Source organism: Stieleria magnilauensis (assembly GCA_007753675.1).
GTDB lineage: Bacteria > Planctomycetota > Planctomycetia > Pirellulales > Pirellulaceae > Stieleria > Stieleria magnilauensis.
Window position 1 is genome coordinate 9,431,254 of record CP036432.1, and the last position, 23,461, is coordinate 9,454,714.

Sequence of the window (23,461 nt, forward strand, 5' to 3'; positions counted from 1 at the left end):
GGCCTCTGGATGACCTTCCGCAAACCATCGCATTCCCTTCGCACCCATCTCAGCCGCAACTCCGGGTTGCACTCCGATGGTACGACGCCACCGGCCGCTGCACCTCGTGCGGGCCGTAACCGCCGCAGCGAGAAGCGCCGCGACGAGAAACGCCGGTCGCTCATGGAGAGTTTGGAGACGCGCCAATTGCTGGCCGGTCCCGAGCTGATCGGGATTCAGCCCAACGAGGGCGATCTGTTGTTCAACGGCGACACGTTGAACTTTTCGCCCAAGGAGTTGGTCTTCCGATTCGACGACAACACGCGGATCGACGAGAGCACCTTGGATGCGATTCGCATCACGCGTGCGGGCGAGGACCGGACGTTTGAATCGGCGTCGGTCACAAGCGACATGGGAACCGGCGGCACGGCGTTGTTCGAATTCCGCGCCCGTCAATCGGGCAGCCTGGGCAACGGGATCACGCTGGAGTTTACCGAGACCAATCGCGTCGGCACGTCGGCACCGATCATCACGACCAATGGCCGCACGATCACGATCGACATCAACACCAATCCGTTGCAGCGGACGCTGGCACGGGACTTGGTTTCGGCGATCAATCGCGATCTGAGAACCAACACCAGTGATCCGTTGCGTTCGGGTGATCTGATCGAAGCGATCCAGATCAGCGGGGCATCGGGACAGCGCATCGCTTCGTCCGCCAGCGTGCAAAACAAAACGTTGGAACTCGACGGGGCTAACGCCGCGCAAGCGGTAACCGACTTTGGGACCAACGGCGCGGTCCGAGTGCGATTGATTTCACAGCTGCCCGGTTTGGACGGCCGCGGCACCAACCTGGTGGTCGAACAGCGCAACTTCGGCGGGCCGGCCAATCCGGTCGTCGTCGTCAGCGACCAAACGATTCGCGTCCAGCTCAACAGTTTCTCCGCCGATCCGACGACGGCCGACGAGTTTGTCAACGCGATCAACTCCAACCCGCAAGCCTCGGCTCTGATCCAGGCGACCATTCAGGAAGGCAACGGGTCGACGCCGATCGGCCAACGAACGGTCAACTATTCACCGATCAATCTCAGCGGTGTCAGTGACGTGGTGGTCGAACCCGGGTATGTCGGGTTGGGCGATTCATCACGCGAAGTGATTTTTCGATTTGCCGAACCGCTGCCGGATGACATCTACCAGATCGACGTGCTGGGCACCGGGAATTTTGCGCTGCGTGGCGAAGACGGTGAAGCGTTCCAGGACGGCACCGATTTGACACGGGTGTTCAACATCAACTTGGGACCGCAGGTGGTCGCGGTCGTTCCCGAACCGGTCCGTCGCCAACCCAACGGGACCCTCGGAACCGAATCCGGCAAGATCGAAGTTCACTTCAATGACGACGATCTGCTGCAGTCGGCGGCCGTGAACCCCAACTTTTATCAGCTGATCTTCACCCGCGACACGGTCGACAACACCGACGACGTGATCGTGCGGATCAGTCCCACCGCCAGTGCGATCACGAACACCAAGGTGGGCGATGTCTGGACGGTCACCTTGCCCGGCACCGTGCGGTACAGCAACATCACGAACATTGCCACGCTGGACTACAAGCGGGCACTCTCTCGAATTCCGGATCCGGAAACCCCTGGGCAATTGCTGACCGGAAACGCGCGGCTGCGGGTCGGAACGGCAGAAAACTTGCCGATGGCGCCCCAAGAGATCACGCTGCCGATCGGCACCCCGGGTGCCCCCGACGGCGCCGGCGACAGCTTCCTGACCGCGTACGACTTGAACACGACGTGGAGTCTGAGCGGCGCGACGACGACGCGTTCGGCGACGCTGGTCAGCGAGATCCGCAATGAGACACCGTTCGAATTGGACCTGCCCGGTCCCGACGTCCCGGGCACGCGGGTGATCCGAGCCGAAGACCCCTCGCGACTCGATCGCGTGGTGCCGTTGGATTACGTCCGTCAATTCGCCGACACGGTCGATGGGATCACGACGATCGAATACGACTTCGTCGCCAGTTGGTTGGGCGACGACCCCAATCGTCCGGGGATCACCGCGGACACCAATTATTTCAACATCATCAGCGAAGAACAAAAACAACGCGTCCGCGAGGTGATGTCGCTCTACAGCGAGTACCTGGGTGTCGCGTTTGTCGAAGTTTCCGATCGCGACCCCGCCGACATCGGTGGTTTTTCGATCGTCGTCGGTGACTTGTACGGTGGTGACGAACGCGAAGCCAGCGCCCAAGGCGGCCTGGCCGTGGTCACGCGTGATCGCGACGGTGACGGTGTCGATGACCTAGTCGTGATGGACTTCCAAGACTTTGACGAGTCGATCGATGATCAATTCGGCGGCGAGTTCTTCCGCGGGGCAATGTTCGGCGTCGGCCAGTTGCTCGGCTACGGCTATGCCGACGACCTGCCGCAACCGGTCACCCAAAGCACCGACTTTATTTTCCAACCGGGGACGGACAACGAGCCGGCATTCCCCAGTTACGCGGACATCGTCCACGGCCAGTATCTGTATCGCCCGGACAGCACCGACATCGACATGTATCGCTTCCAGGTCGACCAGACCGGATCGATCGCGATCGAAACCATCGCCGAGCGACTGGGCACCCCCAGCCTGTTGGACACCCAGCTGCGACTGTACGTCGAAGACGCCAACGGACAGTTCGTCGAGATCGCTCAGAACGACGACTACTTCAGCAACGATTCGTTGATCCGAATCGACAACGTCAATCCCGGCAACTACATGATCGGTGTCAGCGCCAAGGGCAACGACACCTACGATCCCGTGATTCCGGGCACCGGCTTCGGCGGCACCAGCCAAGGCAGCTACGAGCTGCGTGTGGATTTCACACCCTCGGCCGTCAGCACGATGGTCGACAACACCGGCATCCCGCTCGACGGTGACGCCGACGGCACACCCGGCGGAACGTTCAACTACTGGTTCAAACCGTCCGATCCCTCCGAAACGCTTTACGTCGACAAGGGGAACGTGACGCTGCGTCAGGCCAGCGGGTTCCTGCCGTCGAGCCTGGGTGACCTGGCCTTCATCGAAGCCTTCCAGACGCGGACGATCGGCTATGTCAACAACGCTTACGATGAAATCGATCTGGCGGTTGCCGACGCCAGCCGCATGTCGATCCTGAAACAAAAGGCCTTCAACGGCACCCTGACCGAACTGAACCAGTTGCGTCTGTCGGGCAATCTGAACGACATCCAGCGGGCCGACTCGATCACCCGTTACCTGTCCGACTTGGACCTGACCATCCGCGTGCTCGGCAACGGCGGTCGTGACGGATTGGTGCACACCGCGGGCGACAACTTCAGCTACAACATCGGCGTCAATGACAGCGGATTGGCACTGGAAGACGGCACCAGTTTGAATCTGCCCGCGGGCATTCAGATGATGGTCGACGCCGGCGCGATCCTAAAGTTCAGCAACACCCGGTTGGGCGTCGGCAGCGTCGCGCCGACGATCGATTTGAGCGGTGCGAACCTGCAAGTGCTCGGAACGCCGACGCTCGTCACCAGCACGGGTTTGCCGGCCCGCAATGAGTCCGGCGCGATCGTCCCGGGCAGCGTCTTTTTCACCAGTATCAATGACGATTCGATCGGCACCGGGAACCAGATCGGCGTCTTGCCGGCGGCGCAACCGGGCGATTGGGGCGGCATCGATTTCCGTGGGGATCTCGACACGGCCGACGAGCTGCGGATCAATCCCGAAGACCAAGGGATCTTCAACAACCATATTCAATACGCGGACATTCGCTACGGCGGTAGCGCCGTGCCGATCGGCGGCCGCAGCGTCGTCGTCTCACCGATCGACATGGCGATCACGCGTCCGACGATCATCAACTCGACGATCAGCAACAGCGCCGACGCTGCGATCGCCGCGACCCCGGACACCTTCCGCGAAGATCGATTCACCGATCCCAAGTACCAACAATCCGGACCGTTCACGCCCGATTACACCCGTGTCGGACCGGAGATCCACGGCAACACCGTGATCGACAACAGCATCAACGGTCTGTTCGTTCGTCTGCGGACGCGGAGCGGATCGACACTCGAATCGGTCACCACCAGCACGCGTTTTGACGACAGCGACATCACGCACGTGCTGACTGAAAACCTGGTCATCGCCGGCACACCCGGCGGCCCGATCCTGCAGTCCGGCGCCCCGTCGTCGTTCCTGATCCGATTGTCGGCCCGGCCGACCGACGGCGCCGTCCCGGCGGGCACTTACGTTTACCGATTGACCAACGTGACCGACGCCAATTTGGAGTCGGCCGCCAGCGATGCGACGGTTTCGATCACGACGACCAGCACCGGCGGAATCCGTCTGCAACAACTGCCGACGGTCGAACCCGGCAGCGCGACCGTGGCGCGGCGTTTGTACCGTGCGACCGTGGTGGGCGGCGTCCCCGGACCCTTCGAACTGGTCGCCCAGCTCAACGCCAGCAGCACGTCGTTCACCGATCGTTTGGCCAACGGTGGGGCGGAAATGCAGGTCACGTCCAGCCCGCTCCGCAGCCGTCTGGACGCCAGTCTGGTGATCGATCCGTCGACCGTCGTGAAAGTCGACTCGGCGCGGATCGAGGCCCGCTTTGGCGCCAACCTGATTGCCGAAGGCACCTCCGGCAACCCGGTGGTGATCACCAGTTTGGAAGACCAACGCTACGGCGGCGGCGGCACCTTTGACACCAATGACCGTGGCAACGCTGCGGAAATCGCGCCCGGCGATTGGGGCGGACTGTACATCGGCCATGGCTCCTCGGCCAGCATCGACAATGCCGTGATCGCCGGCGGCGGCGGAACGACCCGCATCGAAGGTGGCTTTGCGTCGTTCAACGCGATCGAAGTCCATCAGGGCGAACTGCGTCTGACCAACAGCCGGATCGAGCAGAGCGCCGACGGCCGTGGCTCACTCAACGGCACCCGCGTGGGACGCAGCGACAACGCATCGGGAGCCGTGTTCGTTCGCGCGGCCACCCCGATCATCGTCGACAACGACTTCATCGATAACGAAGCCGCGGCGATCTCGATCGACGTCAACTCGCTCAACGCGTTGGAGGTCTTTGACAGCGGGCGCTCGATCGGATCGATCGACAAGTTTGACATCATCGGCAACAGCGGACCGCTGATCGAAGACAACTCCATCACGCGCAACGCGATCAACGGCTTGGCCGTTCGCGGCGGCCAACTGGTCACCGAAGGTGTGTGGGACGACGTCGACATCGTGCACGTCGTCACCGACACCATCGAAATCCCCAACAAACACATCTACGGCGGTTTGCGGCTGATCAGTGATGCCCGCGGATCACTGGTCGTCAAGCTGCAGACCCAGGCCGGCGAAGAGCAAACCAATCCGGCCGGAATCGTCGTCGGCGGATCGTTGCTGACCGCCGCGGATGAATTCCGTGACATCGCCGATCGCATCGGCGGATCGCTGCAATTGATCGGCCACCCCGATTTCCCCGTCATCATGACCGCCTTGTCCGATGACTTCTCGGGCGCCGGGTTCACCATCGACGGCTTCGCACAAGTCGACACCGACAACGACGGCGTGATCAGCGGCGTCATCACCGGTGACGACAATAACACCGGCACGGGAACCGGCGGCGCACTGGTCGGAACGCTTCCAACCGGCCCCGAAGTCAACTTGGGCACGACGATCGACAACGACGTCGCGGCGACCATCACCGGGTCGTTCACCGCAACGATCGGAGACGCCAACGAAGTGGTTTCCAGCGCCACCACGGTCGAAACGCCCACCGGCCAACAACTGCTCAACCAAGACTTCGTCTTCCAGTACAGCACCTACCTGACCAGCGGCGGCAACACCACCGCGCTGTCGGCGACCACGATCACGCAACCCGCGACCCTGATCGCGAACGACCGCGTCGAAAGCCGGGGCACCTACACCGGCCCCAATGGAGACGTCAACTGGGTCGCGACCAGCTTTTTCATCAACGGATTGCCGACGTTGTTCTCCACGCTGGACCTGCAATCCGGCTCACCGTTGGGTGACATTCGAGTGGTCAGTTACTTGGACGAGGACGTCCAAGGGATTTCGGACGACGTGCTGTACACCGTGGGAACGCCCGGGCAAGCCGATTTCCGCGTCTACACCGTCGACGGTCCGCTGCGGATCGGGTTCTCCCATGGAGGCTTCTACACCAACGACGGCGTCAATCAACTGGGTGCGACCTATGAAGGCTGGGCGGCCGACCGGTTCGCCGAACTGCGAGCCCAAATCACCGCCGGCACGCAAACCTACTCGATCCCCGGCGTGATCGACTTGAATGACTTGCCGCAAGGCAACGACCCGATCTTCGGCACGACCTTCGGCCCCAACGACATCACCACGGCCCACTCCTGGGTCCTCGATTCCAACGCGTCGAGCGCCCGTGTGACCAGCTTCTTGGAACTGCTGGCGTCTGACCCGACCGTCGCGCAATCCCCCAACGCGGTCCAAGCCGGCCAGTGGAACGGCGTGACGATCCGCGAAGGTGCCGATGATCGCAACGTCGCCGCCGTGGCCGAACAAGAACCGGTGCGAACGACCGTGTTCGACACCAATTCCTTCCCGGGACAAGCTCAGTTCCTCGGTCAACTTGCCCCCGATGAACAGTCCGGCGACGAGAACCGTCGACTCGGATTCATCGTCGACGGTGCGATCACCACCCGCAACGATGTCGACGTTTACACCTTCATCGCCGAAAGCAACACGGAAGTCTGGTTGGACATCGACCGCACCAGCAGCGGACTCGATACGGTAATCGAGCTGATCGATTTCAACGGCGACATCCTGGCCGCGTCGAACGACTCGCTGTTGGCCGAACGCGACGTCGCGACCGGCATCTACGTTTCGCCACGTTTGGACAGCGATGCGGCCCAACCGCTGACGGTCAACGAAGAACGCATTCCCGTCCAACGGATCACGGTCGATTACGACATCGTCAACGCCACCAGCGGAAACCTGACCTTCGGACTGGCAAGTGCCCCGGGAACGACGATCAATGTCGACGCGGCGGACTTCAACGCCAATCCCGCCGGTTCGATCGCAGCGGCGCTCAACGGCGCATTCCAAAGCGAACTCGGATTCGTCACCACGCAGTTGCTCCCTCGATCCGCCACGGGTGACTTCGTCATCGAAGTCCGCTTCGACGCCGCTTTCTTCACGGCCCTGGAAGTCCCCGAGATCATCGGAACCGCCAACCCGATTTTCCCGGCGATCGGCAGTCTCGGCTTTGAAACCGACATCTTGGATTCGGTCCTGCAAGACACGTATTCCTACAACGCCAAAGACGCCGGGATGCGGATTCGTCTCCCGGGCGAATCCGGCACGCTGAACCAGTATCACGTGCGGGTGCGCAGCAGCAACACGCGTGACGGCAGCGACCTGAACACCCTGGTCAACGGAAACGTTCTCGGCGGGCTGACCCAAGGCCGCTACTCGATGCAAATCCGTCTGGGTGAGACCGACGAAAGCGCCGGTACACAGATCCGATTGACCGACGTCCGTTACGCGACCAACGGCGTGCAAATCATCGGCCAACCGCTGCACTCACCGTTGACCGGCGAAGAAGCCGAGACGACGGCCAGCAACGAAATGGCCTCCGAAGCTCAGCGACTGGGCTACTACGGCACCACGGCCGATGTGGGCATCGAAGCCGGCCCGCTGCAGAGCGATCGACTGGCCAAATCCTTTGCCGGCGTCATCGACTCGGCCACCGACGTGGATTGGTATTCGTTCGACATCCAATACGAAAACCTGACCCGCGATGGTGATCCGCTGTACCTGTCCACGGTGATCGACTTGGACTACGCGTCCAACTTTGCCCGTAGCGACATGGCGTTGTACGTGTTCAACGCGCAGGGCGATTTGATCTACACCGCCACCGACAGCAACATCGCCAACGACCTGCCGGCGTCCAGTTCCAACAACAGCAGCGATGATCTCAGTCGCGGCGGCGCCGGCGTCCAGGATCCGTTCTTGGGCAGCGTCGAATTGATCGAAGGCACCTATTACGTCGCGATCGCCAATCAGACGCAAGTCCCGATCGCGATGGACCAGTTCTTCAATCCGGCCAGCAACAACCCGCTGGTCCGCTTGGCTCCGATTGATGCGATCGATCGGATTGCCCAAGACGACATGAACGACCGCGTGCTGTTCGATGAAACCTCGATCGTCCCGTATTCGCTCGACGACGTCGTCCTGTACGTCAACACGAATTCCGGTCTGCACGTCGTCAACCCCTTCACCGGACAAGACTACGGCCAAGTCGGCACCTTCGGCAACGAAGACATCTACGACGTGGCGTTCCGCAGCAACGGCGAACTGTTCGCGTACACCGGATTCGGCAACCGGGTCCGTAGCGACAGCACCTGGTTCTACGTTCAAATCGATACGGGAACCGCGGCGCTGAATCAACTCAGTGCCGGGGCCGGGATCACGACGTACGGCGATATTCTGTTCGAAGTCAATTCACAACAGATTTTGGACGGTGTTTCCGACGAAGGGATCTTTGTCGAAGCCATCTCGATCCGCGAATACAAGAACGTCGAACGCGGCTTGTTCGTCGGCAGCCGTCCGACGTTCAACGGTGCGTCGGGATTGCAGTATCGCGACAACGTGTTGTGGGAATTCAGCCCGCAAACGGGTCTGGCGGTCGGCCCCTCGTTCAACCGTTTCCTGTTCAACTCCGGTGCGGGAACGATCCCGCGTGAAATCGGCCAGATCGACACGACCGCCCCCGCGACGGCGTTCTCGACTCAGCTGGGTGTTCCCGACGTGGTCGAAGTGGTCGGCAGTGGTTTGCTGCAACAACAGCTCTTCGACGGCGATACGTTCACGCTGATCAGCGGCACCACAACGACGTCCTTCGAAATCAACATCGCCGGCAACGTGGCCGTGACCGGATCGCCGGCCCTAGACGGCGATACGATGACGATCGGATCGAACATCTTTGAATTTGACACCGGCCCGCGTCTGCGTCTGGCAGGCGTTTCGGCCAACGGCGGACTGGATGTCGGACAAACGTTTACGGTGACCGATTCCAGCAACGTCAGTGCGACCTTTGAATTCGTCAACCAAGGCGACACGCCGAGGCCGGGAAACATCCCGATCTCCATCCGTCTGGCCAGTGGGCAAGCCCGCACGTCCGGCCAGATCAACAATGACTTGGCGCTCGCGATCCAGAACAATCTGTCCGGCGTGACGACCACCGTGTTGAACACGGACCTGGCGCTCGATAACGCGACGTTCACGTTTGACGGAGCCGGCATGTCGATCGTCGGCGCCAATGGCGTGGCGGCCGGCAACATCGCGATCCCGGTGGACGAGTCCTTCGGTGCGACCGAGGTGCTCAATGCCATCGTGGACGCCTTGACCGCCAACGGCATCGCCCACACCGTCGTCGGCCAATCGTTCTCCGTCCCCGGCGCGACCTCGATCACTGTGAATTCGCAGGCACTCGTCAGCGGCGGCAGCCCCGGCGTACAGGTCGGACGCACGCCGATCCAACTGGAGCTGTCCGATTCGGCTGCCGAAGTCGCTCAGAAGGTCGCCGATGCGATCAACAATCTCGGCGGCAACGCCAGTGCGGTCGCACAAAACCGTAGCGTCACCATCAGCGGCGGATTCATCGGCGGGGCCAGCGGCAATCTGGTGGCCGGCGGCGTGCCGCAAGGCGGAACGATCACCGGTGTCGAAATCGTCGGCAACGACATGTACGCCGTCACCGATGCCGGCGGACTGTTCCGAGTCACCGACGCCGAACTGACCGGCGGCGGCAACCAGTTCCTCAACGGCAACCGTCAGATCGGGACCTACGTCGAAACCGCGACCGACCTGCTGCGTGTCCCCGGCGGCTTCACCGGCCTTCGCGCCGGCCCCAACAGTGTTGACGGCGGCGTCTATTCCAATGTGTTGTTTGGGATCACCCCCAACGGTGACATCTACGCGTTCAACACGGCCGGCGAGTTCCTGCCGTACTTCGCCGGCGGGCGTTCGAGTATCTCGACCGGTATCGCCAACGCCGAAGGTCTCGATTTCAGCACCCTGGATTACAACCTCTGGCACTACACCGGCGCACGCGGCGGTGATGCCGGGCACGGTGGCGGCACCTCGTTGGCGTTCACCTACGAAACCTCGTTCCAGAACAACTACGCCAGTCAGGCGGAATACCCGACCAACACCGCGCGGATTGACGGGCAAGGTGTCAACAACACCTACAACTTCCCCGGCGGTGCCAAGGGCCAGGTTCAAAGCAAGCCGTTCTCGTTGGAGAACTACTCGCCGAGCGATGTCCCGGTCCTGTACTTCAACTACCTGATCGAAGCCGACGGCGGCGGAAGCACCGACGCGTTGCGTGTCTACGTCGTCCAACCCGACGGGACCGAACACGCCGTCGCGCTCAACACCACGTTCCGCAATGCGGCCCCGGGTGCGAACGATGAATTCGACGACCCCGATCCCGTCGCTCCCTATAACGACGTGATCGATGTTGACAAGCAACAACTCTTTGACAACACGCCGACGTGGCGTCAGGCACGTGTGCCGTTGGCGGAGTTCGCCGGACAGTCGGGCCTGAGTCTGCGGATCGAATTCGCGACCGCCGGTCGATTGGATACCGGATCGACCTCGATTCGTACCGTCGACGCCTCGGATCTGGTCGAAGGCCAAACGATTCGCGTCAGCGGTGAAACGTTCACCATCAATTTCCCACCGACGCTGATCGCGCCGGCGGGGGCACAAGTCGCCAACGCGTACGCGGCCGATCCGAATACCCGCGCGACGTTTGTGCTCGATGGACAAACCTACGTGCTCAACGACGGCACCCGCACCGTCGACACGTCACCGTCGGATCCCAACGATCCCAATTCACCGCCCAATGAAATCTCGATCGATCTGACCGCCGGATTGACGGGGACGATGACGGTTGCCGATTTGACGCCGTCGCAGATCGGAGCGTTGATCGAAGCGGCCGTCACGGCGATGCCGCCGGCGACCTTCCTTCTGTACGACTTTGTCGTCGACAGCAACTCGGTCGAGTTCGGTGAAGCGGTCGACTTGAGCTCCAGTTCCAGTTTGTTCACGATCCGGAACACCACCGCGGGCGGGGCGAACTTGATCGACGTCCGCGCAGCGATGTCGGCCGGCGAAGTCGCTGTGGCGGTTCAATCCGCGATCCTGGATCGTTTCGTGCCCAACGCAGTCGGTGCGGCCGGTCCCAACTACATTCCGACGTCCAACGCGATCATCACCCTGCCCGGATTCAGCGTGTCCGATGCCGGGCCGTTCGCCAACACGGCGCAACGATACGCCGACCAATACGGCGGCTCGCCGGTCGGCGGCTCGCGTAACAACGATTTCGAAGGCGTCTACCTGGACGACTTTGTCATCGGTTTGGCCGAACGCGGTGAGCAGGTCAGCGATCCTCGCGGCATCAATGCTCCCTTGGACACCGCGTTTGTCACCGACACGCGTTTTGCATTCCCCGAACCCGATGATCCACGCAGCAGCCTGGTGACCGGCTCGTATCAAGTCGAAATCCGCGACGCCAGCGAGTACATCGAATCGGCGTCGTCGTCCCAGTTCCGCACGTTCAACAGCAACGACCGCTTGGGTTCGGCGATCTCGATCACCGCGAAAAGTGCGACCGAGATTGTGGACGGGCAAATGTTCTCGATCACCGACGGCCGCGCCGTCGTCGAGTTCGAGTTCGATTCGGACAACTCGGTCACACCGGGCCGCGTGCGCGTTCCGTTCTCGATGACCGTGCCCGATGAAGACACCGGGCTGGACCGTCCGCAAACGGCGACCGAAGTGGCCAAGTCGATCATCGCGGCGATCAACCGCTCGGATGTCCGCAGCGTGTTGGACGTGCAAGCGGTCCCGAGTAGCGGATTTGAACGTGAAGTGGTCGCCCAACCGGGTATCAAACAAATCTCTCGAATCGATCCGCGAATCAACCTCGTCGGCAACGTCGTCGTCGCGGACCCGACGCGTTCACTCGCCGCGGTCGATCGCGCCGAATTCCGTGGCGACAGCAACCGTGATCGCGACGCTCAAGGCGTGATCATGATCGAGAACAGCCGTTTCTTGTTCAACGAAGAATACGGCATCAACATCCAGCATGACATCTCGGCGACGGTCGCAGGAAACGACACCGATTCGATCGTCCGCTATCCGAGAAACCTGATCGAGCTGAACACCGAGCAATTGGTCCCCGGCGTCGTCGTGCAGAGTAACATCATCGCCTTCAACACCGTCGGCGGCATCAATCTGCAAGGCATCGACAACGCCCTCGACGAGACCTCGTTGGATCCGGTCGCGATTGAGCGAATTGTCAACAACACGATCATCGGCGGAACGATCACGCCCGGCGTCAGTGCCCCCTCGGAAACCTTCGCGGGGATTCTGTTCGAACAAGGCCAGATTTCCTTTGCCGACGCCGTGGTCAACTATTCACCCAATGCGGGCAACGGTGCTCCCACGCTGACCCACCAGACGCCGAACACCGCGTTGGGCGCCCCGGACGGCAGCGGCCGTGGACTCGAGCCGATCGACGGCCAGTTCGCCGTTTCGCTCGGACTCGGTGGCACACTAACGCTGCAGTTCGTCGACAACTTCCTGACCGGCAGCGGCGATGCGACCAACGATTTGGTCGTCTTTGAAACCGGCGAAATCGAATCGGTCCTCGTCGAGATCAGCCGTGACGGAATCGACTTTGTCAACGTCGGGATCGTCGGTGGCTTGACCAACCAACTGGACATCGACCGGCACGGGTTCGGCCCCAATGACCGATTCGCCTTCGTGCGACTGACCGACCTGCGTCAAGGCAACACGACCGGCAGCTCGCTGGGAGCAGACATCGATGCCGTCGGTGCCATCAGTTCGGTTCCGGTGGACACCTTCAATCAAGGCGGGATCGGGATCAACATCGTCGGCGGTTCCTCTCCGACGGTGCTCAACAATGTGATCTCCAATACGGAAACCGGTATCGAATTGACCGGAGGCAATGACGGCTTCGTGTCCGGTGGTAACTCGTACTATCGAAACACGAACAACACCGGAACGAATGTCACGCTGGGAACCCTGGCCCAGGTTTTGACCGATAGCGAATCGGTCTTCGTCGATCCGGGCAACTTTGCGTTCTCACCGGCTTCGGGCGCTCGCATCATCGACAGCTCGATCGATTCGCTGCCCGATCGATTCAGTTTGACGACGGTCCGCAACGCCGTCGGCATCGATCCTTCGCCGGTGCTCGCGCCGCGACTGGACGTCAACGGTCAGTTCCGTGTGGACGATCCGAACGTGGAACCCCCGAGCGGACTCGGCGAAAACGTGTTCAAGGATCGCGGCGGATTCGACCGCGGCGACCTGGAAGGCCCCCGCGTGACGCTGGTCTCGCCGCTGGCCCCCGGAATCGGACTCGACGCCGGACGCGCCACCGTGCTCGGTGCCGCACCGCAAGCGTTCGAAATTCAGCTGATCGATGGCATCGCACCGGCGGACATTGTGCCCGGCACCGGGATCGACGATCGATCGATCTCCACCAGTTCACTGGTACTGCTCAAAGACGGCGTGGCATTGGTCGAAGGCACCCACTATCGATTCGCCTACAACCCCAGCACCAACATCATTCGGCTGACGCCGATCGCCGGTGTCTGGGAAGACGATTCGACGTATGTGATTCGAATGATCGACAGCAGCGATGCGATCATCCGCGCCGCCGACGGCGTCGTCTACCCCGACGGCGAAACCGTTTCGGTCATCGACGAACTCAATCAACGCACGGTGTTTGAATACGACTCCGGCATCATCATCGACCTGTTGCCCGGATTGACGCCGGTTGCCGCCGACGGCTTGACGGTGTTCGTTTACGACGGTTCGGTCACGCGTTCCTTCGAACTGGACGTCAACGGTGCGGTGAGCCCGATTTCGACCGGCGTGACGATCCCGGCCGCCGGCGTCACCGCCGACTTCGCCACCGCTCTGGCGGCGGCGATCAACGCGGATCCGGTGCTCAGCTTCACCGCACGAGCCTCCGGCGAAACCGTCCAACTGGTCGGCGGCACCCCGTTGTCGACCGCGACCAGCACCAGCGGCTTCGTTCAAATCGCAGGCCGCATCGGCACCGCGACAGGCTTCGGATTCCAAATCCCGTCGATCAACAACAGCAACGTCGCCAATGTCGTCGACGGACAATCGATCACCGTCCGTCTCGGTGCGGTCAACCAAGTCGTCTTTGAATTCGACAACAACGGTTTGCTCAACGACCCCACTGCGACGGCAGTGCCCTTGGCCAACAACGCTTCGCTGGATCAGGTCATCAACGCATTGGTGATCGCGATCGGCGGATCGGGACTGGGACTGGCACCGACCAACGCCGGATTCGGACGGATCTTCTTGGGTGGTGACAGCAACTACTCGATCGACTTGACGAACTCCAACGCCACCCAAATCGGCTTGCCCGGTGAAGCTCCGACGGTCCCGATCAACATCCCGATCGATCAGCCGGCCGAAGAGATCGTCAAAATCATCCAAGCCACGATCGACGCCCAGAATCTGGCCGGTATCAGCACCTCGCTGGTCGACGTCCGCGTGTTCCTCGAAGGCACCGGCGGCGTGTCCGGCTTCGGCGCCGTCGACGTCGTCGTGGTCCAGGACCAAGTCGGCAACCTGCTGCAAAGCAACCAGGCCGACGGACGGACGGAATTGACCATCTTTATCGGAACCGGATTCGATTACGGTGACGCCCCCGCGCCGTACATCAGCACGATGGCCGATGGCGGTCCCCGGCACCGTGTCGATCCCACACTCAGCCTGGGACAGATCAACACCGCCGATTCGGACGCCGAATTGCCTAACGCCGATGCCGGTGACGATGGTGTGACGCTGCCGTCGGCTTTCCAGTCCGGTTTCGAAAGCAACATCAGCATTTTCGTCCGCAACACCGACGCGGGACTGCTCAGCGACAAACCGGTCTACGTGGACGCCTGGTTCGACTGGGACCAAGACGGCCAATTCGAAGTCCAAGAGCGACGTCGATTCGGAACGCCCGGAACGAACCTCACCCCGGTCTTCAACAACGTCTTGACCACGGTCACGATCGATGTCCCCGCCGACGCGGCGATCGGGCAAACGTACGTCCGATTCCGCATCAGCGAGTCGCCGACGACCGGACCGACCGGAAATGCGACCAGCGGTGAAGTCGAAGATTACGCCATCTTCGTGACCAACAATCCGTACCAAAACCCGGTCGGACGCTATGACGTCAACAACAGCGGCGCAGTCACTCCGCTGGATGCCTTGAACGTCATCAACGCGATCGCCCGCCTGGCCGCCAACACCGGCTTTGTGGATCTGCAAACCACCCCGGTGACGAATCCCCAGTTCCCCGATGTCAACGGTGACGGATTGCTGTCCCCGAGGGACGCCAACGACGTCATCACCGAACTCGGCCGACTCGTTTCCGGAGCCAGCGGCGAAGGCGAAGCGACCACGATGAGCTATGTGGCCGCCGCACCCGGTGTGCTGGCCAGCGGGCCGACCGCTTTGGGGGATCTGCTGATCCAGCAAAGCGTCACCGACACGGTGCAGCCCGCGACGACCGGGGCTTCCGATGCCGACGCCGAATCCGGCCCCGCCGAGTCGGCCAACGTCGCCCAGCAGCCCAGCAAGACCAGTGTCTTCGACTCTCCGGCGTCGATCGAGCTCGATTCGATCGTCGATGACCTGGTTGCCGATCGGATTCAATCGGGTGACGAAACCTCGGGAGACGAGAACGGTTTGGACCTTTTCTTCGCTTCGCTGTGAATGAGTTGAACTTTTCGCCCGCTGGCCGCGTCCAACGGTCGGTGAAAGGGAAAATTTGGGATGCCGGCGGCGCCGCTGGCATCGCCGAATCCCGAACTTTCACGGGCGCGTTGCAGCCCGTCCAGCCGATACAACGGTCAGCCTGCGATTGGATCCGCGGGCAAGTCATCCGATGATGGAGAGCGTCCCCGCACGACTCGGGGCCGCCAACTAGGATGGGTTCGAAATCCGCAGCGGTTCGTTTTTTGGTTGCGTCCCTTATCCTCGACAGGGTCTTCGCCCTCGACAGGGTCTTCGCAATCCGACGCACCAACGTGGGATGACGCCCCCCACCATCAAATCAAGACTCCGGAGCCTGGCGCTCCCGGAGCGAGTTTTTAATCGCCGATGAACCGAGCAACGACGAGACGACCCCGCCGACGGCGCCTCGGTTTCCAAAAAGTGGAAGACCGTCGGTTGCTGGCCGGCGACGTGCCATTCGGCGCCACTCCGATCGACAACGGTGAATTTCTGCTCGGCACCGTCACTGTGACGCCCGTTTTCTTTGAAAGCGATGGGTCGATCGATCCCGAAACCCAAAACTGGTCCGAAACGGAGATCGAAGACACGCTGGCCAAGATTCGCGACAGCGTGGACTGGTGGAGCGACTTGCTGGCGACGCAGACGTCGGTTCACTCGCTGGATTTCATCATCGACGATCGCTACGCCCGCGATCCCGTCGAAACCGGTTACGAACCGATCGACAATGACAGCAACACGTTCAAACGCTACGTCGGCGGCTGGCTGACCGATCTGGGCTACGGCGATGCCCCCTCGATTGAACGGGCGGTGTCCTTGTTCAACGACTCCCAACGGCAAACCCATCAAACCGATTGGGCCTTCACCATGTTCGTCGTCGATTCCTCGGACGACGAAAACGGGTTTTTCGAAAACGGCGGGTTTATCGGCGCGTTTGCCTATCCCGGCGGTCTGTTCATGGTGGTCCCCTCGGGGCGTCCGGTTTCCACGTTCACCCACGAAATGGGGCACATTTTCTGGGCCCGAGACGAATACCCGGGAGCCGGCAACTGGACCGACCAACGGGGCTATTACAACGCACAGAACTTGAACGCATCGGACAACCCGACGCCGGGATTCGTGCAACAAGACAGCATCATGCGGGGCGGCGTGGTCACCGTGCGGGCGCATGACAACTTGGTTTCCCCGGAATCCACGCTGGCCATGATCGGCTGGCGCGACAGCGACGGTGACGGCATTTTTGATCTCGTCGACGTGCCATTGAACTTGGACGCGATCGGTTCGTTGGATGTCCACTCGGATGTCTATTCGATCCGCGGCTCCGCGACCGTCGATACCCTGGCCAACCAAAACTCCGAAGGCACGCAGAGCGACATCACGCTCGCCCGCATCAGCGAATTGCAATACCGGCTCGATGACGGCCCCTGGCAGACCGCCATCACGCCCGATGCGACACACGTCGAATTCGATCTGGAAATCGAGGTTTCCAGCCCCTTCAACCAGATCGCCTGGCGGGCCATCGATACCCACACCGGGATCACCAGCGAAGTGCTTCAGGGTGACATGCTGACACCGGTCTGGTCTGGGATCGGCGGCGGTTTCGCCTATGTCGACCAAAACCAAAACGGACAACGCGACTTCGACGAGCCCTTGATCGACGGCACCCAGTTCACGGTGCGTCGCGACGATGGGACCGAACTGTTCAACCGCTCGTTCCAGGCGGCGAATTCGCCCGACGGAGTCGCCACCCCCGTCAGCGGATTGACGCTGACCAGCCTGGGCGCTGACGTCGACGGTCGTGTGGCAACCTTGGCATCCGGCACCGACCAACAAGCCGGCCGGGTCCTGCACTATTACAACACCCAGACCGATCAATGGACCGACACCTGGAACACGGCCAATCGGCTGCAAGTCGCCTTCGCCGGGTCGACCGGGCGGGTGGAAATCGATTTCACGGCACTGGACACCGGCAGCTACGGACTCGAAAGCGGCAGCTACGCTCGTGTCGAGGCCTATGACTCCCAAGGCAATCGCATCGATCGGATCACCAGTCCCCTGGTGCCGGCCGGCAGCAGCGACACACTGGTCATCGAAGACTCCCTGGGACGAATCGCGCGTGTCGTCGTGTCCGGACACGCGGAAACCGAAATCTTGATTTCCGGCATCCAGGTCGGACAGGCCGCGCTGGTCTCGGCCGATGACAACGGCGCCTTCTCCGTCGACGGGCTACCCGACGGCGACTACTCCGTCGAGATCGTCACGCCGAACTTGATTTACCAGTTCCCGTCTGAACCGGTCGTCTTTCAAATCTCCGCCGGAACGATCGCGCCGCTGGCGATCGCAGCCCAGCGAGTCGACAGCCCACGCTACAACCGCTCGCTGCCGGGCGACGTCAATGGAGATCAACAAATCACCGCTCGCGACGCTCTCGCGGTCATCAACGACCTGGCACGGCTGGGCAATCGCGTCCTGACGGCCGACGAGACGTCCGACTTTCACATCGACGTCAACAACGACGGACGTGTCTCAGCGATTGATGCGTTGCGGGTGATTAACTTGATCGAACAGGGCATTGCCGGTGAGGGTGAATCTTTTTCTGAAATCTCGGCAACGACGCCCCCGATTTCCGCTGCAAACCAAACCACCGACCCAACCCCATCGCCTCAGCCGGTCCAACCGCTCTCAACGGCCGCCATCGACCTGGTTTTCAGCCCCGAGAATCCGCAACTTGGTTCCTACCAGGACAACACTCTAAATCGTGAAGATCCGGAAATGTTGAACTGTGCGGGCCAACGGACTTCCGACCAAAGTCTCAGCAAGCTGCCATCCGATAGACCCACCGGGGCGGATGTTCACTGGCTCGTGAAAACCGGGGCAAACACGGGTTTTGAGCGTCCTTTGTTGGGTTTTTTGCTTCAAGACGGCGAGATTGAGAGCGGTTTCGCGGTACATCCTTCACCGGAACAACTGTTTTGATCGGATTTACTGGAACTTTGCGGCGCGGCCGCGATCTAAACCGCCGAGCGGATTGGCCCAATTCCCATGTAATCAGAACGTTGATAAAGCGGGAAGGGGAGATAAGATAGGGCCAATATTCAGCCTGGCGAGTTTTTAACCCCTCTAGGCTTCCAATATTTGGGCTCTGCGCCCGCAGAACCCAACTCCTCCGATTCGCCACTTGACCGACCCCACAGTCACCGGCAAACCACGTTCTACTTCATCTTTCCGGAATCCCAGATGAAAAGCCTGCGTCAGTTGCTCCGCCGCCGTTTGCACTCCACCGGTGCCGAACGCCCCCAGAAGCGTCGAGCCACCAAGCATCAACACGGCGGCGAAATGAAACGACGGCTGACCACTCAAACGCTGGAACAGCGTCAGTTGCTCGCCGGTGACCTGCAGATCGCCCACAACTATTGGAACAGCTTCGACGTCAACCAGGATCTTCAGATCTCGCCCAGCGACGCGCTGAGCGTGATCAACTACCTGGCGACCACGCACGCCAACGGCGAGCAGGTGGCCGGAGGCACGGCCGACGAGTTTGCCGGCCGTAAAGTCGACGTGAACGCCGATGGCAATGTGACCCCCAGCGACGCCTTGAGCGTGATCAACGCGTTGGCACGCGGCGAACAGTTGGGTGAGTTGGTCGAATTCTTGTTGAGCGCCCGCGACGAGGACGACAATCCGCTGCCGGTCAACAACGGCGTCGTGCAAGCACCCGGTGTGGGGATCAACAATTCGTTCTACTTGGAAATCGCGTACGACGACCTGCGAACCTTCGGTGATGACAAGGGCGCGTTCTCGGTCTTCCCCGATTTGGGCGTCAGCCAAGGCGGTATCCTGCAACCGGTGTTGCGTGAGACGCAACAGATCATCATCGGCGAAGAGATTCGTTCGACAAATTCCGGCTTTGTGACCGTCGGCCGTGAAGGCTCGGCCGCGACCGTTGACATCACGATCGGTGATATCCAAGGTGGCTTTTCCACGGCACTGTCCAACGCGTTGATCAATACCTTCGGGATGACCGCGGGCGATTTTGAAATCACCGAGCCGACCGCACTCAAGGGCGAGAACGGGCAAGACCTCGGTTTCGAGATCTTCTACAAAGCCGACGCCTTCGGTAACGTCGACATTGCAGACCTGTCCTTCACGCCCAACTTTGACAACACGGTCCCGATCGAATTCCGCGAATTCGCGCCGCTGGAAGCCGACGGCGTGACCCCGAACTCCGCCGCGGTCCGCTTTAACCTGGACGCCCGCAGCCGAACGCTGCCCAACAACCTCGAATTCTACAACCTGCTCAATCGTGGCTCGTTTGACTTGACGACCGGCTTCACCGACATCGGCGGTGTGGGCGGAGCGTTCCCCAACGGCGTGCGAGACGTCAATAGTGGTGTGATGCCGCCTGTCGTCGATGTGTTCCGCATCGAAGTCTTCTTGAACACGGAACTGTCCGATTCCAACCCGTTGATCATCGACATGAATCCGGGTGAAGGCACCGATCCGTTGACGCTGTACGGCAGCAACGATGTCGTTACCGAAGACTTGATCACCATCGATGACGACGCTCGCGTGACGATCAGCACCGGTGCGGTCGCGGTCAACAATCCGCCCACCGTTTCACCGGTTCCGCTTGAAATCACGCTGACCGAAGACGACGCCACGACGTCGCCGAGTCTGTTGACCGGTGCCAGCGATGTCGATGGCGACACGCTGTCGGTCAGTACCTTCAACTTCACCGGTGGTGATCAATCGGGAGTCTCCCTCAGCGGAAACACCATCACGATCACGCCAGCGACTTACAACAGTTTGAAAGTCAATGAGTCGGAAGTGATCACGGCGACCTACAGCATCATCGACGGCCGGGGCGGAAGCGCCTCTCAAACGCTGTCCTTGACGATCAATGGTGTCAACGACGCGCCGGATGCCGGAGCGAATCTCGCCACGACCAACGACGAGTTTGATCCCCAATTCAACATCGATCTGCTGCAAAACGCCTCCGACCCCGACGGCGACACGCTCAGCATTTCCAGCATCACCCAGATCGGCAGCGATGACACCTCCGGCGTCACCCCCGATCAGGCCAACAACCAGATCACCGTCAACCCGGCAGCCTACGCGGCACTTGAGGATGGCGAAAGCGTCACCGTGACGTACCAATTCGAAGTCTCCGACGGAAACGGCGGGACGGACACGGCGACCGTTTCGGTCACCATCAACGGCGACACCCCCAACAGTGACCCGGTCGCCGGCGATCCCGTCATGTTGTCGGTCTCCGAAGACGACGCCGACACCACACTCGATCTGCTGACCAACGTGACCGACGTCGACACCGAAGACACCCTGAGTGTCGATGCGGCGACGATCGTGACCACCGGTGACACCTCCGGCTTCACCCTCAACGGCAACGTGCTGTCGATCTCGCCGGCGGCTTACAACGCCTTGGCCGCCACGGACACCGAAACGGTGACCTACAGCTACGACGTCATTGACGGTGAAGGCGGTCGGGCTGCCCATTCAGCGACCATCACGATCGGCGGAGCCAACGATGCTCCGGTGGTCACCGCCGCGGTCAGCACGACGGTCACCGAAGACGACGCCAGCACCAATGTCGACCTGCTCGCCGGAGCCTCGGATCCCGACAACGGCGACACCGTCTCGGTCGAAGACAGCTCCTTGGTTCTCCGCTCGGGTGACGACAGCGGCATCTCGGCCAACGGCACCAGCGGATTGACCATCGATCCGTCGGCTTACAACAATCTGGCGGCCGGTGAATCGGAAGTCGTCATCTACGACTACAACCTGATCGACGGCAATGGTGGCACGATCACCCAATCGGCGACGATCACCATCACCGGTGTCAACGACGCACCGTCGGTGGGCGATCCGCTCGCCTTGACCGTCACCGAAGACGATGCGGCCCAATCCATCGACCTGCTCAGTGGTGCGACCGACCCCGACACCACCGACACGCTGATCGCCCAAAGCTTGGTCTTCAGCAGCAATTCAACCGCCTTCACCCTGGTCAACGACACCTCGCTGACCTTTGATCCGAACTTCTTCAACGGATTGGGCGCAACGGAAAACGAAGTCGTGGTCGTCAACTACGACGTCGCTGATGGCAACGGTGGCACCGCCGCCCAAACGGTCACGGTTACGGTCACCGGCGTCAACGACGCACCGGTCGTCGCCGGGGCAATCGACGAGACGTTCTCCGAAGACGCCGGCACCCAATCGCTCTCGCTGCTGCTTGGTGCCAGCGACCCCGACACCAACGACGTGCTTTCGGTTGACAACGTCACGGTGTCCGGTGACGACAGCGGCATCACGCGAACCGGTGCCGACCTGAGCATCAACACCGCCGCCTACGGCAGCCTGGAAGAAGGCGAATCGGTGCAAATCCTGTTCACCTATCAGGTCACCGACGGAAACGCCAGCGTCAACCAAACGGCGACCATCACGATCACCGGCGGTGCCGACACGCCGGTTCCCGGCCCGGACATCAGCATCACGCTGGACGAAAACGCCCCCGGCCAATCGGTCAACCTGCTCGAAGGATCGACCGATCCCAACAATGACCCGCTGTTCATCATCGATGCCAATTTCCGCAGCGGTGATTCAAGAGGTGTGACGGTTGATGTCGCGACCAGTCGACTGCTGATCGATCCGTCTGCTTATGCCGACCTGGAAGACGGCGAGACCGAAGTCATCATCCTCGATTACCGTGTCAGCGATGACAACGGCAACTCGGCTCCCCGCGTCGCAACGGTGACAATCATCGGCCAGACGCTTGTGCCATCGTCGATCTCCGGCCAGCTGTTCATCGACCATCTCGAGAACCGCGAAGCCGTCCGCGGCGGTGCCGCGCCGATTTACAACGGGGTCAGAGACGCGGGCGAAAAAGCCCTGGCCGGCGTGACCATTCGACTGATCGAAGTCACCTCGTCGGGCGAAATGCAAATCGCGACGGTACTGACCGACATGCAGGGCGCGTACTCGTTCACCGGCGTGCTGCCGGGAACCTACTTCGTCGAATACGACATCCCGGACTCGGTCCATTTCAGCGGTAGCACGCGTGGCCAGGTCGTGATCAGCGAAGCCGGCGGCGAAACGGCGTCCGGCCCCGCACTCAACGCGACCGGCTTGATCGGTGTTCAACAACGTTTGGACTTGCTGGCCAAGAGCTACATCGATGCCGGCATCATCGACACCAGCAACCTGACCCAAGGCTTGGCCGGCGGCTCCGTCCAGCTCAACGCCGACGGCAGCATGCAGATGTTGGTCGCCGGTGAAGGCTTCGATCCCGAATTCGCCGAACTCGTCCTCAACGAAGCCCGTGACGCAGCTCTGCTGACGATCATCGACTCCGTGGACGGCAAAGTGAAGTCCGCGCGGTTGACCCTGGACCAATTCGTCGTCACCAGCGACGGACGCGGCGTGCGATTCTTCGGCACGGTAAACGACTTTGACTTCGTCGAGACCAGCGAAGAATTGGTCCAAGAGGAATTCGAAGATTATCGCAATGCGATCGACCGAGCGATGGCGACGGGCTTCTGACCCCAGGCCCCGACAACGTTCCAAAAACGAAACCGCTGGTGACAATTCACCAGCGGTTTTTTTATGCTTT

3 protein-coding genes are annotated in these 23,461 nt (G+C 61.2%); all 3 read left to right on the forward strand.

The window, feature by feature from the left end; translation table 11 throughout:
• The first annotated feature begins 9 nt into the window (after positions 1-9).
• The 3 genes from TBK1r_RS33925 to TBK1r_RS33935 all read left to right on the forward strand — a co-directional run bounded on the left by TBK1r_RS33925 (position 10) and on the right by TBK1r_RS33935 (position 23,391).
• Positions 10-15,819 (forward strand): GEVED domain-containing protein, encoded by a 15,810-nt coding sequence (locus TBK1r_RS33925; protein ID WP_145220134.1) that lies wholly within the window; start codon positions 10-12, stop codon positions 15,817-15,819.
• A gap of 441 nt (positions 15,820-16,260) precedes the next feature.
• Complete coding sequence (locus tag TBK1r_RS33930; protein ID WP_419580664.1) at positions 16,261-18,813, forward strand: dockerin type I domain-containing protein; 2,553 nt, start codon at positions 16,261-16,263, stop codon at positions 18,811-18,813.
• 261 nt (positions 18,814-19,074) lie between these two features.
• Positions 19,075-23,391, forward strand: a complete 4,317-nt coding sequence (locus TBK1r_RS33935) for a cadherin-like domain-containing protein (RefSeq protein WP_145220139.1) — start codon at positions 19,075-19,077, stop codon at positions 23,389-23,391.
• The last annotated feature ends 70 nt before the right edge of the window (positions 23,392-23,461 follow it).

What these genes read in the sequence shown, in the direction of transcription:
- TBK1r_RS33925 (WP_145220134.1), top strand. Translation starts at nt 10, where the DNA reads ATGACCTTCCGCAAACCATCGCATTCCCTTCGCACCCATCTCAGCCGC.
- TBK1r_RS33935 (WP_145220139.1), top strand. Translation starts at nt 19,075, where the DNA reads ATGAAAAGCCTGCGTCAGTTGCTCCGCCGCCGTTTGCACTCCACCGGT.